This window comes from Bacteroidales bacterium, from assembly GCA_035647615.1.
Classification (GTDB): domain Bacteria; phylum Bacteroidota; class Bacteroidia; order Bacteroidales; family 4484-276; genus SABY01.
The window spans coordinates 28,870-47,340 of record DASRND010000037.1 but is presented as its reverse complement, the minus strand read 5'-3'; the positions used below and the strand labels follow the sequence as shown (position 1 = coordinate 47,340).

The following is an 18,471-nucleotide window of genomic DNA, read 5'->3' as shown; positions in this document are numbered from 1 at the left end:
ATGCGCACCCATTTTCTTGCAAGATTGCTTTTCTTATTGATCGCGCTAAGCGCCACTTCGTGCAGCGTCAATTATAGCTTTACGGGAGCTTCTATTCCACCGGAAGTAAAGACCATCCAAATCAATTATTTTTCAAATAATGCGCCGCTCATCAATCCCACGCTGAGCCAGGAACTAACAGACCAGTTGCGCGACAAGTTTCAGTCGCAGACCAACCTGATCATCGTTACCGAAGGCGGCGATATGGTGATAAATGGTCAGATAACCGGCTACAGCACAAATCCTACCGCTATCCAAAGCGACGACCGTGCGGCCCTCAACCGCCTCACCATTGCCGTAAAGGTGACCTTTGAAAATAAATACGACAAAGCACAGAGCTTCGAAAATCAGACTTTTAGCCGATATGAAGATTATCCCAGCGCACTGCCGCTTACAGAAGTTTCGGATAGTTATGTGCCGCTCATTGTGGAATTACTTGTCGAGGATATCTTCAATAAAACGGTAGTAAACTGGTGATACATTAAATTAATGTTAACAATTTGAACTTATGCCCCGAGGGGTAGTTTTGCAGACATATTATAAAAACGATAAAACAATGGCTCTGATAAAAACTGTCAACGGATCGACTCCCAAAATGGGGAACAACTGCTTCCTGGCCGACAACGCTACCCTAGTGGGCGACGTGATAATGGGTGATAATTGCAGCGTTTGGTTTAATGCCGTGGTGCGCGGCGATGTGCATTATATCCGCATCGGCAACCAGGTGAATATTCAGGATGGCGCCATCATACACTGCACGTATAAAACAGCACCGGTGAACATCGGCAACCACGTCTCGATAGCCCACAACGCTATTGTTCATGGTTGCACCATCCACGACAACGTGCTCATTGGTATGGGAGCTATTATAATGGATCATGCCGTTATCGAAAGCAACTCGATTATCGCTGCCGGGGCGCTTGTAGCTAAAAATACGGTGGTTCCTTCAGGGACGGTATATGCGGGTATTCCTGCCAAAAAAATTAAAGATATCAGTCAGGATCTGGTGGAAGGCGAGATACAACGCATCGCCGAGAGTTATACCATGTATGCTTCGTGGTATCAGGAGTAAATTACAAAATCCAGTCTTCTAATGACAAATAAATTCCAAAAATCAAACCTCATGGCGATTTTGGCTCCTGGGTTTTTGATATTGAATTTTATTTGTGATGTTTACCCCGACTACCAGCGGATGTCTTTTTGTAATATGGATTTCGGCCTATTAAATTGTCGGAACCATGATGTTTTAAAGTTTTAATAATGGTCTGAAGTGCAGACTGTTTTTTCTTATTAAAAAATTGTTAATTGATTTTTTCTTTGCAATAAAGGAAGGGATCGCTTGTTTTTGAATTAAAATTTTTAATCCAATAAAAGAAAGGAATACCAAATGAAAAGAGTTCGATTAGGCTTAATGGGATTTGGCGAGATCAATCGCCACTTGTACCGTTTGTGCCTTGAGGGTGAACATATCGAAGTGGTAGCCATCAGCGACATCGGGCGTCCGGAGATTCTGGTGTACCTGCTGCAGTCGGAGTCGAAGCGCAAACGCGGCGACGTTGAAGTGAAGCTGGAAGGTAACTATCTGGTGTCGAAAAATGGCCGTGCGCGTTTTGTTACCGGCAAAGGACCTGCTGATGTACCCTGGGACGCTTTGGGTGTAGATGTGGTAGTGGACGCAACCGGAAAGTATCGCACACGCGAAGAAATGGCAGGACACCTCAGAGGCGGCGCCAAGCGCGTAATCCTGGCTTCACTGCCCGACGACGACATAGATCGCATCGTGATAAATGGTTTGAACGATGCGCACATGAAGAAATCTGATAAACTCATTTCGGCCGGATCTAGCACCACCAACGCTACAGCCATCATGCTCAAGATTCTTGATGAAGCTTTTGGCGTTGACTACGCCATGCTCACAACCGTGCATTCTTACACTGCCGATCAGCCCTTGCGCGATACTGCAGGAAGCGACTTCCGCAGAAGCCGCTCGGCAGCCGAAAATATTATCCCCAACGAAACGCCAACGCCATACTGGATACAAAAGATTCTTCCCGAGTTTGAGGGACGCATCGAAGGCACTGCACTCAACGTGCCCATCCCGGCAGGTTCGTTGCTCGATCTCACCCTGGTGATGCGCAACCCGGAGGTAACCATCAAAGAAATTGATGCTGCTATTGAGGCTGCTGCCAAAAAACTTCCGGGAATCTTCGAAATTATGGAAGACCCCATCGTTTCGGTGGACGTGGTTGGAAACCGCCACTCAGTAATTTACGACAAGCAGGCTACCATGCGCTCCAAGGGCAAAATGGTAAAATTGCTCATCTGGTACCACAATACCCTGGCTATGGCCTCGCGAATAAAAGACCTCATTGTTGCTTACGATAAACTTAATACCGAAGGAGGTTCCAAATGAAAATGAAAGTAGCCATTAATGGTTTTGGGCGCATAGGACGTTCAGTATTTAGAATTCTGAATGCCGATCCTGATATTGATGTTGTTGCCATCAACGACCTGTACGACGACAAAGTGCTCACTTATCTGCTCAAATACGACACGGTGATGAGTGGTTTTGGCCAGTCGGTGCATATGGAAGGCGACTATCTGGTAACACCCGAAGAACGGGTAAAGATGCTCACGATAAAAGATCCCGCCAAATATCCATGGAAAGAACTGGGGGTAGACGTGGTAGTAGAATCTACCGGTATTTTCCGCGACCGCGCATCGCTGCAGCCACATCTGGATGCTGGCGCCAGATGGATCATCCTTACTGTGCCTGCCAAAGATGAGATAGATGCCACCATTGTTGTTGGAGTGAATGATGAAGTGCTTCAGCCCGAACATCGCATCATTTCCAATGCAAGCTGCACCACCAACTGCCTGGCCCCGATGGCCAAAGTGCTTGACGACGCTTTTGGTATTGTCGAAGGACTGATGACCACCACCCACGCATACACTAATGACCAGCGTCTGGCCGACGTGCCTCACAAAGACTGGCGTCGTGGCCGTGCCGCTGCCGAAAACATTATCCCCACCACCACCGGTGCTGCACGCGCCGTAGGAATGGTAATCCCCAAGCTTGCCGGCAAACTCGATGGCATGGCTTCGCGCGTTCCTGTGCCCGATGGTTCGGTAGTAGATTTGTTTGTGGAAGTAGAGCGCGACGTCACCGTAGCTGACGTAAATGCCGCCGTGCGCCTGGCAGCTTCGAGCGAAAAGATGAAAAACATCCTTTCGTACAGCGAAGAAAATCTCGTTTCCACCGACATCGTCGGCAACTCCTATTCGTCAATCTACGACGCCGAATACACCAAAGTACTTGGCAAACGCTATATCAAAACTCTCAACTGGTACGACAACGAATGGGGCTACTCCAACCGCGTAGTCGACCTGATCTGTATGCTGAAAAAGTTCAAATAATCATACAGCGGCATTGCCGTTTATTAAAATGTGAAAACGGGAGGCAATCAGATTTGTCTCCCGTTTTTTTATGAATATTAAATAAAGCTTGCCCTGCGCTGGCTGCGGTGGATGCGGTGGCTGAGCTTGTCGAAGCCAGCTTCCCTAAAGGAACTAGTAAATAAAAATATAAAATCCCTGGAAATCTACCGGGAAGGTTCTGCGAACAGATTATTTACAAAAAGAGATAGTGCGCCAGCATTACGCCCAGCCCCAGAAGGTAACCAATATAGATCTCAGCAGGTCGGTGGGTTTCGAGCTTTAAACGCGAAAAGCCTACCAGTCCGCCGATGATGAGAGATAGGAAAATAAAAAACAACAAGTTGATGCCCAGCCCAATTTGCAAACCAATGAAGGCGCCCGTCAGCGCTCCGGCGCCTGTGGCATAGACGCTCACGTTGCTCAGCATTAATAAGATGAGCAGTAGCACCGACAACGAGGCCATCCCCAGCACAAACAAATTAAAGATCGGCGAAAGCTGTATCTGATCGAATAAGCGGTAAGCAAAATAATACATCGCAATGGTTGCAATCAGCGCGGGCACATCCGCCAGACGCGGGTGAAGGGGGGCAAGTTGGCGGAGCAGTATTTTGCCGATGTGGATGAGCAGAACAGGAACCACAAAAGTGGTGATGACCGCAAGACCCAGGATCATCCAGCGCGCCTTTTCGGGCAAGGCGGTGGCAAAATGAAACTGCAGGTTGAGGGTGATTATCAGAAAATAGCTGGTGATGATCAGTGGGTGGAATGCCCGTGAGATGATGGTGGCAATACGTTGTTCCATGTAAAAAAGCTTCTGGTTATTTCCTGGCGTCCGGCTGGTCTCAGTGAGTGGTTTTGATTTCTAAAAACATTTGTGCGAAAGTAGTACTTCTTTTATTCGGCAGCCGTGTGATTTTATTTTTATAGTTTTGTGATATGAACAAAAAATATCTTTTTATTGTAATCGTCGCCATGGGATTGATGGGTAGTCTTTATGCCACACCCAAAGCTTACGTCAAGATAAATACCAATGAGTGTTTGAAATGTTATGCTGCACAGATTTACACAGACAAACTTGTGGAGCATGTTGAGGTCACGCTGGTTTTCGCGGGCAATTACCACCGCTACCTGCGGTACCTTCGGATGCAATATCCTGTGGATAAAAACCGCTATACGATCATCCAATCAGATAGTTTGTATCAGCGGCTGGGTGGTGAAGAGTCATCACAGTTTTATCTGGAGGAAGATGGTGCTCTGGTATATTCGTGCCCGATGAAAGAGTTTGCCAGAAATTACAACAGCATCCTCGGGCTGCTCAATGGCGAGATGGATGATTATTCTGATATAAAACTACCCGACACTTTATCATTTGACAAGGTGACTTTATCGGCTGTCGATGAAAACTTTGTTGCTTTTAACCGTTCCATGCAGGAAGTTCTTCTATACAATGGCAACACCTTTTATTACTTTTCGCCTGAAAACATCAACGTGCCTGATTTTTATAAATATTTTGATGCTACCGGTGAATTTATGCAAAATTATCACGAGCACTATGAGCTGCTCGAAAGGGTAGGCAAAGCCAGAGCTGAAATATCATACATAAGTATTGATGCACAGCAGGCCAGAGTGTTGGTTCAGATTCCTTATGCTTTTATGCAGGAAAATGGGAATCTGGGTGTGATGGCCAAACTCTTTGTTGCAAGCATTCAACTACACGACTATTATTTGCAGTGGGTTTACATTGATGATAGCGCTCTACCCGAAAAATGGACTGTTGCTGCCAGCGCCCCCATAATGGCAAATTACCAGGAAAACCTTGTTATTGCTCTTTTGCACACAGATTATTCTGATGATGATTTGCGCTACCTCGCCGATTTTTCTTATCAAAACGATACCTTGGTTTTTTCCGGATTGCTCGATTATCGTATTCCAAAATTTCATCAAACATCCGGAAGGTATTACAATTATTTATCTTCCAAAGCATCACGTGGCTTGATTTTCGACCAGTTTGCAAGCGAAGTTATCGATCTTCACAACGATTCGGTTTTCTCACTCCCCATCGAAACCTCAAGGTTGGAAATCAATCTTGAAAAACTCCGTGCCGAATATGATCTCGCCATTACCGATGTAATTATCCAAAACAATGCTTGCAGGTTTCTTTATACCAAACCGGATCAGGGATGGTTTTTAGGAGCTGTGGAACGCGGAATTTACACCACAGAAAAATTAGAGGATATGGATGATGCGAATATAACTCTGGCTTTTGCCGATTACAAGCATTTGGTCTGGTACGATCCGCAGCGGAATGAAGTGCGGTATCGGTTAATTCCCTGATGTAATGTTCTTGTCTTTAGAGTTCCTGCCCCTGAGAAAGCTCAAGACGCATTTCATAGATTATATTTTTGCGTAAGTTTTCCGATTATTTTAGCTAAAGCTCCTTGCGTAGCCGTGCCACAGGGATGCTCAGTTGCTGGCGGTATTTGGCTACGGTGCGGCGGGCAATGTTGTAGCCTTTTTCTTTCAGAAGGCTGGTGGCCTCCTCATCCGTCATAGGATTCGATTTGTCTTCAGCATCTACACAGTCCTGCAATATCTTTTTTATCTCCCGCGTCGACACCTCTTCGCCCGATTCGGTTTGCATCGACTCTGAGAAGAAGCTCTTGAGCAGGAAAGTGCCGTAGGCCGTCTGTACGTATTTGCTGTTGGCCACACGTGAGATGGTAGAGATGTCGAGGTTGACGATTTCGGCAATATCTTTAAGGATCATCGGGCGCAGGCGCGTTTCGTCGCCGGTGAGGAAATACTCCTTCTGATAGTTCATGATAGCGGTCATGGTGACGGTGAGCGTGTTGTGCCGCTGGCGGATGGCATCGATAAACCAGCGCGCCGAGTCGATCTTGCGTTTCATAAAAACGATCGCATCTTTTTGCTGACTTGTCTTCTTGCTTTTGTCAGCAGCATAGCCCCTCATCATCTCGGTGTAGGTAGGGTTGAGGCGTATTTCGGGCGCATTGCGTGAGCTTAGTGTCAGTTCCAGTTCGCCGTCGTTGGTGGTGATGATAAAGTCGGGCGAGATATAATGGCTTGTCCTGCTGCCCTCGTTCATAGAGTTGCCTGGCTTGGGGTTGAGCTTCAGTATTTCGTCGAGAGCCTCTTTGAGTTCTTCCTCTTCAATTTTAGCCCTTTTCAGGATCCTGTCGTAATGCTTTTTGGTAAACTCGTCGAAGTATTCTTCGATAAGCAGGATGGGCAATTTCAGGTCGCGGTCGGGCTCTTCGTTTTTCTTGCGGAGCAGTTGTATCAGCAGACATTCCTGCAGGTCGCGGGCGCCTATCCCTGCCGGGTCGAGTTCCTGTATCATTTGCAGCACTTCGCTTATCTCGGCCTCGGTAGCTATTATGTTTTGAGTAAAAGCAAGGTCGTCGACCATGGCGGTAAGATCGCGTTGCAGATATCCCGAGTCGTCGAGGTTGCCGATAATCGTTTTGGCGATTACCATCTGCTTCTCGTCGAGGTTGCGCATGCTAAGCTGTGTGGTCAGGTTTTCGTGAAAGGTACGCCCTGAAGAGAAAGGAATCTCCTTACGTTCATCGTCGCGGCTGGTGTTGTTGGATGAGAGCTTGTAAGAAGGGATGTCGTCTTCGCCCAGATAGTCGCTCAGATCAAACTCGTCGCTGTCTTTGCTGTCCATCTCATTTTCATACTCCTCTTCCTGTTCTTCCAACTCGTCTTCAAGCTCGCTGCTTTCGTCGAGTGCCGGATTTTCTTCGATCTCTTGTTTTATGCGCTGCTCCAATGCAATAGAGGGAATCTGAAGCAGCTTCATCAGCAGTATTTGCTGTGGCGATAGCTGATGCTGTAATGTTAATTTCTGAACTAACCCCTGTTTGCCCATGATGCCTTTACGATTTCCTGTATGTTATTTATTAATAAGCTTTCGCTGATATTTTCTGCTAAAATAAGACTTCTTTTTTAAAAAACACTTACTAAAACTCTGCATGTTTGGGTGTGCGTGGAAATGGGATAACGTCGCGGATGTTTTTCATGCCGGTAACAAACAGCACCAACCGCTCAAACCCCAGTCCGAAGCCGCTGTGTGGAACAGTGCCATAGCGACGTGTGTCGATATACCACCAAAGGGTTTCTTCGGGTATGTTCAGCTCATGGATGCGTTTGGTGAGTTTCTCCAGGTTTTCTTCTCTTTGCGATCCGCCGATGATCTCACCGATTTTGGGGAAAAGCACATCCATGGCGCGAACGGTTTTCCCGTCGTCGTTTTGTTTCATATAAAAAGCCTTGATTTCTATCGGATAATCGGTGAGGATGACAGGTTTTTTAAAATGTTCCTCTACCAGATAGCGCTCATGTTCGGCTTGTAGGTCGACACCCCAGCTTACCGGATAATCAAATTTACGGTCACACTGCTCCAGGATTTCTACGGCACGGGTGTAGGTGAGGCGCTCGTAAGGAACAGAGATAATTCCGCGCAGCCTTTCTATCAGCTCATCGTCGAACATCTTGTTGAGGAAGGTCAGGTCGTCGATGCAATTATCCAGCGCATACTGCACCAGATATTTCAGGAAGTCTTCGGCCAGATCCTGGTTGTCGTTGATATCATAAAAAGCAATTTCTGGTTCTATCATCCAAAATTCTGCCAGATGGCGCGGGGTGTTTGAGTTCTCGGCGCGAAAGGTTGGCCCGAAAGTATATACCTGCGACAGTGCCATTGCGCCAAGCTCCGCCTCGAGCTGTCCCGAAACGGTGAGGTTGGCATGCTTTCCAAAGAAATCTTCTGCAAAGTTCACGGTGCCATCCTCTTTCAGTGGCGGATTTTTTGGGTCGAGCGTGGTAACGCGAAACATCTCGCCGGCACCTTCGGCATCCGATCCGGTGATGATGGGCGAATGCAGGTAATAAAAGCCGTGGTCGTTGAAATATTTATGGATGGCAAAAGAGAGCGCATGGCGAATGCGAAGGACCGCCCCAAAGGTGTTGGTGCGTGGCCGCAAATGCGCTATGTCGCGCAAAAACTCCATGGAATGCCCTTTGCGCTGCAGCGGATAAGTCTCCGGATCTGCGGTGCCATAAAGCACTATTTCGGTGGCTTGTATCTCGTTATTTTGTCCTTTGCCCATCGACTGCACCAGCTTCCCGGTTACGGAAATGCCTGATCCGTTGGTAACCTTTTTCAGCATCTCTTTATCAAATGTATTTACATCTACTACCACTTGTATGCTGTTTATGGTGGAGCCGTCGTTGAGGGCGATAAATGCAATTTTTCCGCTTCCGCGATGGGAACGCACCCATCCTTTAACATTCACCTGGCGGTCGTAGTCGGTGTCGTGCAGCAAAGCCGCAACCATCGTTCTTTTGATCGAATTTGTCATAAAAATAATTCTTATTTAGAAAGGTGCAAAAATAAACACTTTATCCTGATCCGCCATCTTCTGCCCAAATAAATGCGGGAATGTTAGGCTGACGGTGATCCGTAAGATGTTGATTCTTCATACTTCTCATCAAATTCAAAAAGCCACAATGCTGTGCATTACAAATAAAACTACGTAGAAGTTTACCATCCCTGGATCGGTTTTTAGAGGAATACACATCAGAAATCGATTCTTTCTTTGGATGCTTAAGCTCTTCGCTCTCGCGAAAAAAAGAACAATCGCCTTCATCAAAACAGCTTGCTTCTATCCTTCCATCCACCACAAGCAATGCTAAAGTTGTAATTTAAAATGATTTCTTTTGACTGAAAATCAGCAGCAGCCAAAACATTCTTTTGATTTATCATCAAACATTTTCGCGTTATTAATCAGTTTTTTATATTTTTGCTGCCCTTTAAAAATATGAAAGACACTGGCTTTTTAATATTTACACTTTTTTTGATCGGATAATATGAAAATATATCAAACTAACGAAATCCGGAACATTGCGCTCGTTGGCGGCGCCAAGTCCGGAAAAACCACACTTGCCGAAAGCATGATTTTCGAGGGAGGACTGATAAACAGAAGAGGAAGCGTTGACGACAAAAACACCGTTTCCGACTACCGCGAAATAGAACACGAACGCGAAAACTCCGTCTCTTCCACAGTATTGTACGCCGAGTTTGGCGGCAAAAAAATTAACATCATCGATACCCCTGGCTTCGACGATTTTGTGGGCGAGGTAATCTCGGCACTCAAAGTAGCCGACACGGGTGTGATGGTGATCAATGCGCAAAACGGTGTGGAGGTAGGAGCCGAAATTAGCTGGAGATATACCTCACGTAACAATACTCCCGTGATCTTCGCCATCAACCATCTGGAGCACGAGAAATCCAACTTCGACGAAACTATCCGGCAGCTACACGCACAGTTTGGCGGCAATATTACTGTTTGTCAATATCCTGTGAATCCCGGTTTAGGTTTCAATCAGGTGATCGACCTGCTAAAAATGAAACTCTTCAAGTTTCCTGAAGACGGTGGCGCTCCCCAGGAGTTCGACATCCCCGAGAGCGAAAAAGAGAAAGCCGAAGGGCTGCAAGCCGAGCTGATCGAAAAAGCTGCAGAGAGCGAAGAAGCACTCATGGAGATATTTTTTGAAAACGGTACTCTCACCGAAGAGGAGATGATTAAAGGCATCAAAAAAGGCCTCGTTAGCAGAGGAATGTTTCCGGTGTTTTGCATCAACGCCAAACACAATATGGGCGTGAGCCGCCTGATGGAGTTTATCAATAATTCGGCACCGGCACCCAACGAGATGCCCCCGGTAAAAACCACCAAAGGCACTGAGCTGAAATGTGATCCCAAAGAACCCGTTTCACTTTTTGTTTTCAAAACCGTAATCGAATCGCATCTGGGCGAGGTGTCGTTCTTTAAAGTTTGTAACGGTGAGCTCAACGAAGGCACCGACATGATCAACGCTAACAACGATACCAAAGAGCGCCTCTCGCAGCTCTTCATTATGGCTGGCCGCAAAACACGTGAAAAGATTTCTAAAATCTCTTCCGGCGACATTGGTGCTACCATCAAACTCAAAAATACTGCGACCAACGAAACGCTCAATTTTTCCAAAAACGCCAACGAAATCATCGAACCCATAGAGTTTCCCGATCCCAAGATGACCATGGCAATAAAAGCTGTCAACACCGCCGACGACGAGAAACTAAATGCTGTCCTCAACGAAATGCGTAAGGTCGACAAAACCTTTACCATTAAATACAGCAGGGAGCTGCGCCAGCTCATCGCAGGTGGCATGGGCGAGCTGCACCTGAATCTTATCAAGTGGAGCGTGGAGAACCTCGAAAAAATCCCATTCGAATACATTACACCCAGAATTGCTTACCGCGAAACTATCACCAAGAGCGCCAAAGCTACCTACCGCCACAAAAAACAATCGGGTGGTTCCGGGCAGTTTGGTGAGGTGCACATGATGATAGAACCCTACACCGAGGGCATGACTTTTACAACCGAGTTCCCGGTTCGCGGCACCGACGAGGTGAAACTGGAGTGGGGTGGCAAGCTGCTGATGATCAATAGTATCGTAGGCGGTGCCATCGACGCGCGCTTTTTGCCTGCCATTATGAAAGGTCTCATGGAAAAAATGGAAAACGGTCCCCTCACCGGCTCTTATGCCCGCGACATCGTGGTGTATATTTATGATGGCAAGATGCACCCGGTAGACTCTAATGAGATTTCATTTAAACTTGCTTCACGCAATGCTTTCCGCGAAGCCTTTAAAAACGCAGGTCCGAAAATTCTCGAGCCGATCTATGATGTGGAAGTTACCGTTCCTGCAGAAAAGATGGGCGACGTGATGACCGACCTGCAGGGACGCCGCTCGGTAATCATGGGCATGGACAGCGAAGGTAATTATCAGAAGATAAAAGCCCGTGTGCCATTGGCCGAGATGAACCGCTACTCTACCTCGTTGAGTTCTATCACTTCCGGCCGCGCCATGTACTCGCTCAAATTTGCCGAGTACGCTCAGGTGCCTGGAGACGTGCAAACCCAGCTGCTCAAAGAATACGAAGAGCAGGCTGCTGACGAAGATTAGCATTATCATTTTATCAATAAAAAAACCCGGCCACACAAAGCCGGGTTTTTTGTTTGCGCTATGAGCTGGAGTGTAGTGCTGCGTATCGCCTGTTTACACGGTAGGAGAAATACTGCCGGGAATTCCCAGGTTCCAAATATCAAATGACAAATAAATTCCAAAAAAACAATTTACAAAACCATGTTTAGCACATATTAAATACTCTCGACGATAAGGTTTATTGAGTTTTTGGAATTGGATTTTATTTGGAACTTGTTTTAATGTTTTTTGGATTTTGCCCAAATAGGCCTGCACCTTTTTTCCCATTCTTTGCCCCACAAAACTCTCCTAATCCATGTCCGACGTTATCCGCATCCGCCACGCTAGCCAAAACAACCTGAAAGTGCTATAAACATTTGAACCCTTCGGGTTCTTCATTTTGAACTTTTAGATGTTTCGCTTCTTTCATGTTTTGCGCTTTTAATCCCGAAGGGATTGCATGTTTATAGAAAACGATTGTTGCAAAAACGATGCGACCCCGACGGGGTCGAACACATTGCTTGCGTTCATCGTGCTATAAACATTTGAACCCTTTGGGTTCATCTTCTTACTTCGAGAGCATTAACCTACAATTTTTGCAATTCATTATCCACATTGTCGAAGTCAGGAAATAGGATTATCCGTTTTCCCGACCAACATGTTGGCATCGGATAACTTACGTTTCACTCCCGGTCAATTGCCATGGACTTTTTTCCCGTTCTTTGCCCCACAAAACTCTTCTAATCCATGTCCGACGTCATCCGCATCCGCCACGCTAGCCAAAACAACCTGAAAGATATTTCTTTAGAGATTCCTAAAAACCAACTTGTGGTTGTAACCGGTGTTTCAGGATCAGGCAAATCGTCGCTGGTGTATGATGTAATTTATCGCGAGGCCGAAAATCGTTACCTGGGAACATTCTCAGCCCATGCCCGGCAATTGATGGGAAAAACCAGGCGTCCGGAGGTTGAAAGCATCGAGGGACTTTCGCCAGCCATCGCTGTAAATCAAAAAACCGTGATTCGCAGTGCTCGTTCAACGGTGGGCACCATCACGGGTATTTACGATTATCTGCGGCTGCTCATGGCGCGCTTCGGTCACTCCGACGATCCAAAACTAAAAATCCAGCGTAGCCTTTTCTCTTTCAACAGTCCGCAAGGCGCCTGTATGCATTGCCAGGGGCTGGGTGTGGAAGACCGCATCGACCCGCAGTTGCTCATCGCCGACGGGAGCAAAAGCCTGCGCCAGGGCGCTTTTGTTATTACAGCGCCCAATGGCTATATTATCTATTCGCAGGTAACCATGGACGTGCTCGACGAGGTGTGCCGTGCCGAAGGATTTTCGGTAGACATTCCCTGGAACGAGCTGACCGAATCAGAGCAACAGGTGGTGTTGTATGGCAGCAATAAGGTTGAGATTCCTTTTGGAAAACATACCCTCGAATCGCGTATGCGCTGGAGCGGAATCACTGCTAAGCCACGCGACATGGGATTTTATAAAGGTGTGATCCCGGTGATGAACGAGATATTGCGGCGCGACCGCAACAAAAATATCCTGCGTTTTGTGCGCACCCATCGATGCTCCGAATGCCATGGAACCCGACTTAATACAGCCGCACGATCGGTCCGTTGGCACGGCAAAAATATTGCTCAACTGGCGGCTCTTTCGCTCAGGGCATTGTCGCAGGAGCTTTCAGTTTATAAGGCTGCTACAGAGCCGGCTTCCGCCGAGGGCTTGTTGCTTGGCGAAATCCTTAAACGTACCCATCTTCTCGAAAAGCTCGGCGTCGGATATCTTTCTACCGACCGGGAATCGACGACGCTTTCGGGTGGCGAAAGCCAGCGCCTGCGCCTGGCTGCGCAAATCACAGCAGAGATGAACGGCGTGCTGTACATTTTTGATGAGCCTTCCATCGGGCTGCATCCCACCGAAAACAAAGCGCTGATTGATATGCTTTTTGAGCTGCGCGATCAGGGCAACACGGTGATCGTGGTGGAGCACGACGACGAATATCTCCGCCATGCCGATCATGTGATCGACCTTGGTCCTGCCGCCGGAATCCATGGCGGTGAGTTGCTCATCAACCATCCGGCTGCCGCGCTGAGCACTTTAAAAGTTACCAACAGCAGCACGCTGGATTTTTTGTTAGTCAAGGAAGTTTTTTTTATTAATAAAGAAATCCCTGTTTCCGGTTCGGCCCTCCATTTGATTGGCGCCTCATTGCATAATTTAAAAAAGGTATCCGCACATTTTTATCTGCATGCACTCAATGTTATAACCGGCGTTTCAGGTGCCGGAAAGTCGTCGCTCATGCAGACGCTGGCCGAAGGAGCTGAGCATCTGATACAAAATAAATCTTTGTCGGTTCAGTATTTCGAAAAAATAACCGGATGGGAACAGGTGCAACAGGTGGTAATGATAGATCAGGCCCCCATTGGCCGCACGCCGCGGAGCAATCCTGCCACTTATACAGGAATGTTCGACTACATCCGCGACTTGTTTGCCGCACTGCCTGAAAGCAAAAAGCGTGGCTGGAAAAAAGGACAGTTTTCGTTTAATGTCGCCGGTGGTCGCTGCGAGGTTTGCCAGGGCGCCGGCTACCAGCAGGTGGGTATGCACTTTATGGGAAATGTTGAGATCGTTTGCGAAAGCTGTAATGGCCGGCGTTTTAATGAAGAGACGCTTCAGGCAACTTATCGTGGGCTCAATATTTATGATGTGCTGGAGCTTTCGGTAGAAGAGGCGCTGGATTTCTTTTCCGCTCAGCCCGCCATCCGCCGCATCGCTGAAATGCTTGTGCAGTTAGGATTGGGCTATCTGAAGCTGGGGCAACGATCGACAACACTAAGTGGGGGAGAGGCGCAGCGGATAAAATTAGCCACGGCGTTGGCGCGTCCATCGGCGGCACACACGCTCTACCTGCTCGATGAGCCTACAATTGGTCTGCACCATGCCGACGTAAAGGTTTTACTTGAGGCACTTCGCTTGCTTACCGACCAGGGAAATACGGTAGTGGTGATAGAGCATCATGCCGGCGTGGTGGCTGCGGCAGGCCACATCATCGATCTTGGCCCTGGAAGCGGCGAAGATGGCGGAACAATTATTTTCGAAGGACATCCCACAGAAATCCTACATCATCCGCAATCGCTTACCGGTAAAGCGTTGGCGGAGTTTTTTAATAATAAAAATAGAATTTTCACTTCCGTACCTCCGGCGGTTGTTCATCCCAACATCAGGTTTCGTGGAGTAACCACCCACAATCTGAAAAATATTGATGTTGAGATTTTAAAAAATAAAATTACCGTCATCACCGGCGTTTCGGGCAGCGGCAAGTCGTCGCTGGCTTTCGACACCTTGTATGCCGAAAGCAGCAACCGTTTTCTGGAATGTTTCTCGCCGTATGTGCGTGCACAGGTGGGAATGCGCACAGCGGCAGGATTCGATTCTGCCGAAGGAATCACGCCGGCCATCGCCATCCATCAGCGGTCGGCCGCTGGCAATGTTCGCTCTACTGTGGGTACTGTCACCGGTATTTATGATCTTTATCGTTTGCTTTTTTCGCGCATCGGTCGGTCCGAAATTTATTCAGCGCAGCCCTTCTCTTCGTTGTTTTCGTTTAATCACCAACAGGGAGCCTGCAAAAGTTGTGATGGCCTGGGAACCATAACCATTTGCGACAGCCAAGCGCTGATCAGCAATCCCGAAAGGCCACTCACGGAAGGCGCGATGGGCGCTACCAAATGGGGAAAGTTTTATGGTGATCCGCACGGCCAGCATGTTCATACCTTGTTGGCTGCAGGCAAACGATTAAATCTGGATTTCTCAAAGCCTTATCATTCCCTTTCGGAGAAGGAAAAGCAGGTGGCGCTTAATGGCACCGGCGATGAGGTTTACAGCGTTTCGTGGCATTACAAAAGGGGCGTCCGCGAAGGCACCCATCATTTTGAGGGAACATGGCCGGGGTTGGCGCATCTTGTCGAAGAGGAATACCACCGCAAGCATGCCGACCACCGTGGCGAGGCGATGATGGAAATTATGAAAATGGTATCCTGCCCCGATTGCCGGGGTGCACGCCTCAACGAAACGGCGCGCTCATTTCAAATTGCCGGCTGTCACATTGGTCAGTTGGCCGATTTGAGTATTAATGAGGCAATCGAATTTTTTACCAGATGGGATTCGCTATCGCTAAATGAAAAAGAAAAACTGGTTGCAAGGCAACTGGTTGATGAGCTGCTGCCAAAGCTGGGAAACGTGCAGGATTTGGGGTTGGGCTATCTGCAGGTAAGTAGGGGAGCTGTTACGCTTTCGGGCGGAGAGGCGCAGCGCGTTAGGCTGGCCGCACAAATTGGCAATGGCCTTACGGGAGTTACCTGTGTGCTCGACGAGCCTACCACCGGTTTGCATCCGCACGACACCGGGCGACTCATCGAGCTGTTGCGTCGTTTGCGCAATGCCGGAAATACTGTGGTGGTGGTAGAACACGACCGGGATATTATACTTGCCGCTGATCAGGTGCTGGAGCTAGGACCAGGAGCAGGAGAGCAGGGCGGAAATTTGCTTGCCTGTGGAACGCCCGAACAAATCAAAACCAATACAAAATCCATTACCGGCAAATATCTTTTGGATGAAAAGAAACATCTTAGCAACAGCGCCCCACCAGCAAATCTTTCCGAAGTTATCACTATGCATTCGGCTTTCGCCAATAATCTTAAAAACATTGATCTACATATTCCGACAAGGAAAATTGTAACCATCAGTGGCGTGTCGGGGAGCGGGAAATCTACGTTGCTTTTTGAGGTCATCGCAGCTTCAGCGGCTGCACGGCAAGCCAGAGGTTGCAAAAAAATAACAGGACTCGATCAGTTTGATGAGGTAGCCATGCTTACGCAAAAAGCTGCCGCCACCAGTCAGTCAAGCAATCTGCTTACCCTTTCGGGGATGTTCGACCGGGTGCGCGCGCACTTTGCGAAAACGCCGGAAGCTATTGTGCAAAAACTTCGCAAAACGCATTTCTCATTCAACACTTCCGGTGGCCGCTGTGAGAAATGTCAGGGCAAAGGGGAAATACAAATAGCGCTCGATTTCATGTCGGATGTCACGGTGGTTTGTGACGAGTGTAAAGGGAAACGCTATCAGTCACAGGTGCTGGCATGCCGGATCAATAACAAAAATATCTACGACCTTTTAGAAACGAGCGTGGCAGAGGCAATCGATTTTTTTTATTTTGATAAACAAATCACTGAAGCGCTGAAAGTAATGCAGCGTGTTGGTTTGGGATATCTTTGTTGTGGCCAGGCTACATCCACTTTATCAGGCGGCGAGCTGCAGCGGCTCTTGCTTGCTGTGGAATTGCTCCATTCCGGTAACGGCCACAATCTTTATTTGCTTGATGAGCCAACCCGAGGTTTGCATTTTAAAGATGTCGAAATGCTGATGCACCTCTTCCGGCAGCTTGCCGATCATGGACAGACATTGATTATTATCGAGCATAATCTGGATGTGATCGCCCAATCGGATTTTGTGATCGACTTGGGGCCCGGAGCCGGAGCAGCGGGCGGAAACATTGTAGCCTTGGGCACGCCGACGGAAATTATTCATTCGCATGTTTCACTTACCGCAGAAGCGCTGCGCATGAGCTGGTGGAACAAAGAGGAATGAACCGTGGAGGCGCAGAGACGCGGAGGAAAATTGAAATGCGGAGACAAAAAACCAAAAAACCAAAAAACCAAATTCCAAAATTAGCTGATCATTTCCCTGGTATAGCCACTATTTGAGCTGGTTGTTGAGCTTGTCGAAATCAGTCGGAATCAGTCGAAACCCAGCCGTTGGTTGAGCTTGTCGAAACCTGGTCATTGAATTTTTAAATTTGGAATTTACTACTTCTCAGGCTGGTCTTTGGCAGATAGAATAGGCGGCGGCGAATCCACCAACTGGAAAGTGGCCGAAGCAATTTTGATAGCTCCCTTCGTTATTTCTATCTCGTGGAGCAGGCGGGTGAAAAGCTCCGTTTTGGTGGTTCGGCGCCGGCGATAATTTACCACATAACGTATGGTGAACTCCACCCAGTTGTCGTTGGCAATCATGGAAACCATAGGCTCGGTTCGGGCATCTTCGAGCAGGTATTTTCGTTGCAGATGTTGCCACTCATCATGAACATTATCACTTAGTTTTTCGGCTGTTTCATTGGCAACTTTTAAAAAGATATTTTGCGCCAATGCATAGTCGCTGCCATATTGCACCGGTATTTTTACCTCATCCCACAAAAAAGGAAAGTCGCGGGAATAGTTGTAAAGTGGTTCTTTGAAAACAAAACTATTCCCAACCGAAACGATACGCCCGTTGTATAGATCACCATCCACCCACTGCCCAATTTCCATAATGGTTGTGCGCAACATGCCGATGTCCATCACATCGCCCTTTATGCCGCCCATTTCCACCCGGTCGCCGGTGCGATAAAGCCCGTTGATAGATACAGCCATCCATCCCGCAAAGGATGTGATGACTTCCTGCAGGGCGAAGGTAATTCCCGCGCCAATTACTCCCAACGCGATGGTAAGCCCGCTTAGCTTGTCGCTAAAAACAATAATCACGAGCGTGATGCCCAGCACAAATCCGGCGAATGAAGAGGCTTTTCTGGTACGATAACGGCTGGTGCTGTCTTTGAGGCGGCTGATGAAATTGCGCTGCACCAGTTTTACAAGAATCCAGATGAGGATAATACCAACGAAAATGACGATAAATTTTCCGATGACGGGATAGGTGAGGATTTCGGCATAACGCTTTTGTAATTCCATGGGTTGCGGTTTGTTTTTAAAATCTAAAACAGTTAATTTGATTTTTAGTTTTTGATCAACGCAAAGAGGATGGGTTAAGACATTGATTCACATTAGTTTGAACTGCCCCGCCTCTTACATTTTCTATCTACAAAATAAACCTCTCTTC

General features: G+C 47.6%; 11 protein-coding genes. 7 read left to right on the top strand and 4 right to left on the bottom strand.

Going from position 1 to position 18,471, the window contains the following annotated elements; genetic code table 11:
* The 4 genes from VFC92_13940 to gap all read left to right on the top strand — a co-directional run bounded on the left by VFC92_13940 (position 1) and on the right by gap (position 3,456).
* Positions 1 to 516, top strand: coding sequence for an LptE family protein (locus VFC92_13940; protein HZK09281.1), 516 nt, complete (start codon positions 1 to 3; stop codon positions 514 to 516).
* Between the two features lie 79 nt (positions 517 to 595).
* On the top strand, positions 596 to 1,111 hold the full coding sequence (locus VFC92_13935) for a gamma carbonic anhydrase family protein (GenBank protein HZK09280.1): 516 nt from the start codon (positions 596 to 598) through the stop codon (positions 1,109 to 1,111).
* Between the two features lie 315 nt (positions 1,112 to 1,426).
* Entirely contained in the window at positions 1,427 to 2,452 is a 1,026-nt protein-coding gene (locus VFC92_13930) for a glyceraldehyde 3-phosphate dehydrogenase NAD-binding domain-containing protein (GenBank protein ID HZK09279.1), read from the top strand.
* Complete coding sequence (gap, locus tag VFC92_13925) at positions 2,449 to 3,456, top strand: type I glyceraldehyde-3-phosphate dehydrogenase (protein HZK09278.1); 1,008 nt, start codon at positions 2,449 to 2,451, stop codon at positions 3,454 to 3,456. Before VFC92_13930 ends, gap begins: the two co-directional genes overlap by 4 nt.
* A gap of 214 nt (positions 3,457 to 3,670) precedes the next feature.
* Here gap and VFC92_13920 read toward each other — a convergent pair whose 3' ends face one another.
* The gene (locus VFC92_13920) at positions 3,671 to 4,279 is read right to left on the bottom strand and encodes a hypothetical protein (GenBank protein HZK09277.1); all 609 of its coding nucleotides are present in this window, start codon (positions 4,277 to 4,279) and stop codon (positions 3,671 to 3,673) included.
* A gap of 134 nt (positions 4,280 to 4,413) precedes the next feature.
* On the opposite strand from VFC92_13920, the gene VFC92_13915 reads away from it, so the two are divergent.
* Positions 4,414 to 5,811, top strand: a complete 1,398-nt coding sequence (locus VFC92_13915) for a hypothetical protein (protein HZK09276.1) — start codon at positions 4,414 to 4,416, stop codon at positions 5,809 to 5,811.
* A 94-nt stretch (positions 5,812 to 5,905) separates the two neighbouring features.
* Here the strand turns inward: VFC92_13915 and rpoN are convergent, their stop codons facing one another.
* Both rpoN and asnS read right to left on the bottom strand, forming a co-directional pair.
* Positions 5,906 to 7,372 carry an RNA polymerase factor sigma-54 gene (gene rpoN, locus VFC92_13910; GenBank protein ID HZK09275.1) on the bottom strand — a complete coding sequence of 489 codons (1,467 nt, stop codon included), beginning with the start codon at positions 7,370 to 7,372 and terminating at the stop codon, positions 5,906 to 5,908.
* A gap of 91 nt (positions 7,373 to 7,463) precedes the next feature.
* Positions 7,464 to 8,840 (bottom strand): asparagine--tRNA ligase, encoded by a 1,377-nt coding sequence (gene asnS / locus VFC92_13905; GenBank protein HZK09274.1) that lies wholly within the window; start codon positions 8,838 to 8,840, stop codon positions 7,464 to 7,466.
* Positions 8,841 to 9,372: 532 nt separating this feature from the next.
* Between asnS and VFC92_13900 the strand changes: the two genes are divergently transcribed.
* A complete protein-coding gene (locus VFC92_13900) occupies positions 9,373 to 11,511 on the top strand; it encodes an elongation factor G (protein HZK09273.1) in 2,139 nt (712 codons plus the stop codon).
* 765 nt (positions 11,512 to 12,276) lie between these two features.
* Positions 12,277 to 17,187 (top strand): excinuclease ABC subunit UvrA, encoded by a 4,911-nt coding sequence (gene uvrA, locus VFC92_13895; protein ID HZK09272.1) that lies wholly within the window; start codon positions 12,277 to 12,279, stop codon positions 17,185 to 17,187.
* 218 nt (positions 17,188 to 17,405) lie between these two features.
* Here uvrA and VFC92_13890 read toward each other — a convergent pair whose 3' ends face one another.
* Entirely contained in the window at positions 17,406 to 18,323 is a 918-nt protein-coding gene (locus tag VFC92_13890) for a mechanosensitive ion channel family protein (GenBank protein HZK09271.1), read from the bottom strand.
* Positions 18,324 to 18,471: the final 148 nt, after the last annotated feature.

Bases quoted from the DNA above. Each gene is read 5' to 3' on its own strand.
- VFC92_13940 (HZK09281.1), top strand. From the start codon at position 1: ATGCGCACCCATTTTCTTGCAAGATTGCTTTTCTTATTGATCGCGCTA.
- VFC92_13935 (HZK09280.1), top strand. From the start codon at position 596: ATGGCTCTGATAAAAACTGTCAACGGATCGACTCCCAAAATGGGGAAC.
- VFC92_13930 (HZK09279.1), top strand. From the start codon at position 1,427: ATGAAAAGAGTTCGATTAGGCTTAATGGGATTTGGCGAGATCAATCGC.
- gap (HZK09278.1), top strand. From the start codon at position 2,449: ATGAAAATGAAAGTAGCCATTAATGGTTTTGGGCGCATAGGACGTTCA.
- VFC92_13920 (HZK09277.1), bottom strand. From the start codon at position 4,279: ATGGAACAACGTATTGCCACCATCATCTCACGGGCATTCCACCCACTG.
- VFC92_13915 (HZK09276.1), top strand. From the start codon at position 4,414: ATGAACAAAAAATATCTTTTTATTGTAATCGTCGCCATGGGATTGATG.
- rpoN (HZK09275.1), bottom strand. From the start codon at position 7,372: ATGGGCAAACAGGGGTTAGTTCAGAAATTAACATTACAGCATCAGCTA.
- asnS (HZK09274.1), bottom strand. From the start codon at position 8,840: ATGGTTGCGGCTTTGCTGCACGACACCGACTACGACCGCCAGGTGAAT.
- VFC92_13900 (HZK09273.1), top strand. From the start codon at position 9,373: ATGAAAATATATCAAACTAACGAAATCCGGAACATTGCGCTCGTTGGC.
- uvrA (HZK09272.1), top strand. From the start codon at position 12,277: ATGTCCGACGTCATCCGCATCCGCCACGCTAGCCAAAACAACCTGAAA.
- VFC92_13890 (HZK09271.1), bottom strand. From the start codon at position 18,323: ATGGAATTACAAAAGCGTTATGCCGAAATCCTCACCTATCCCGTCATC.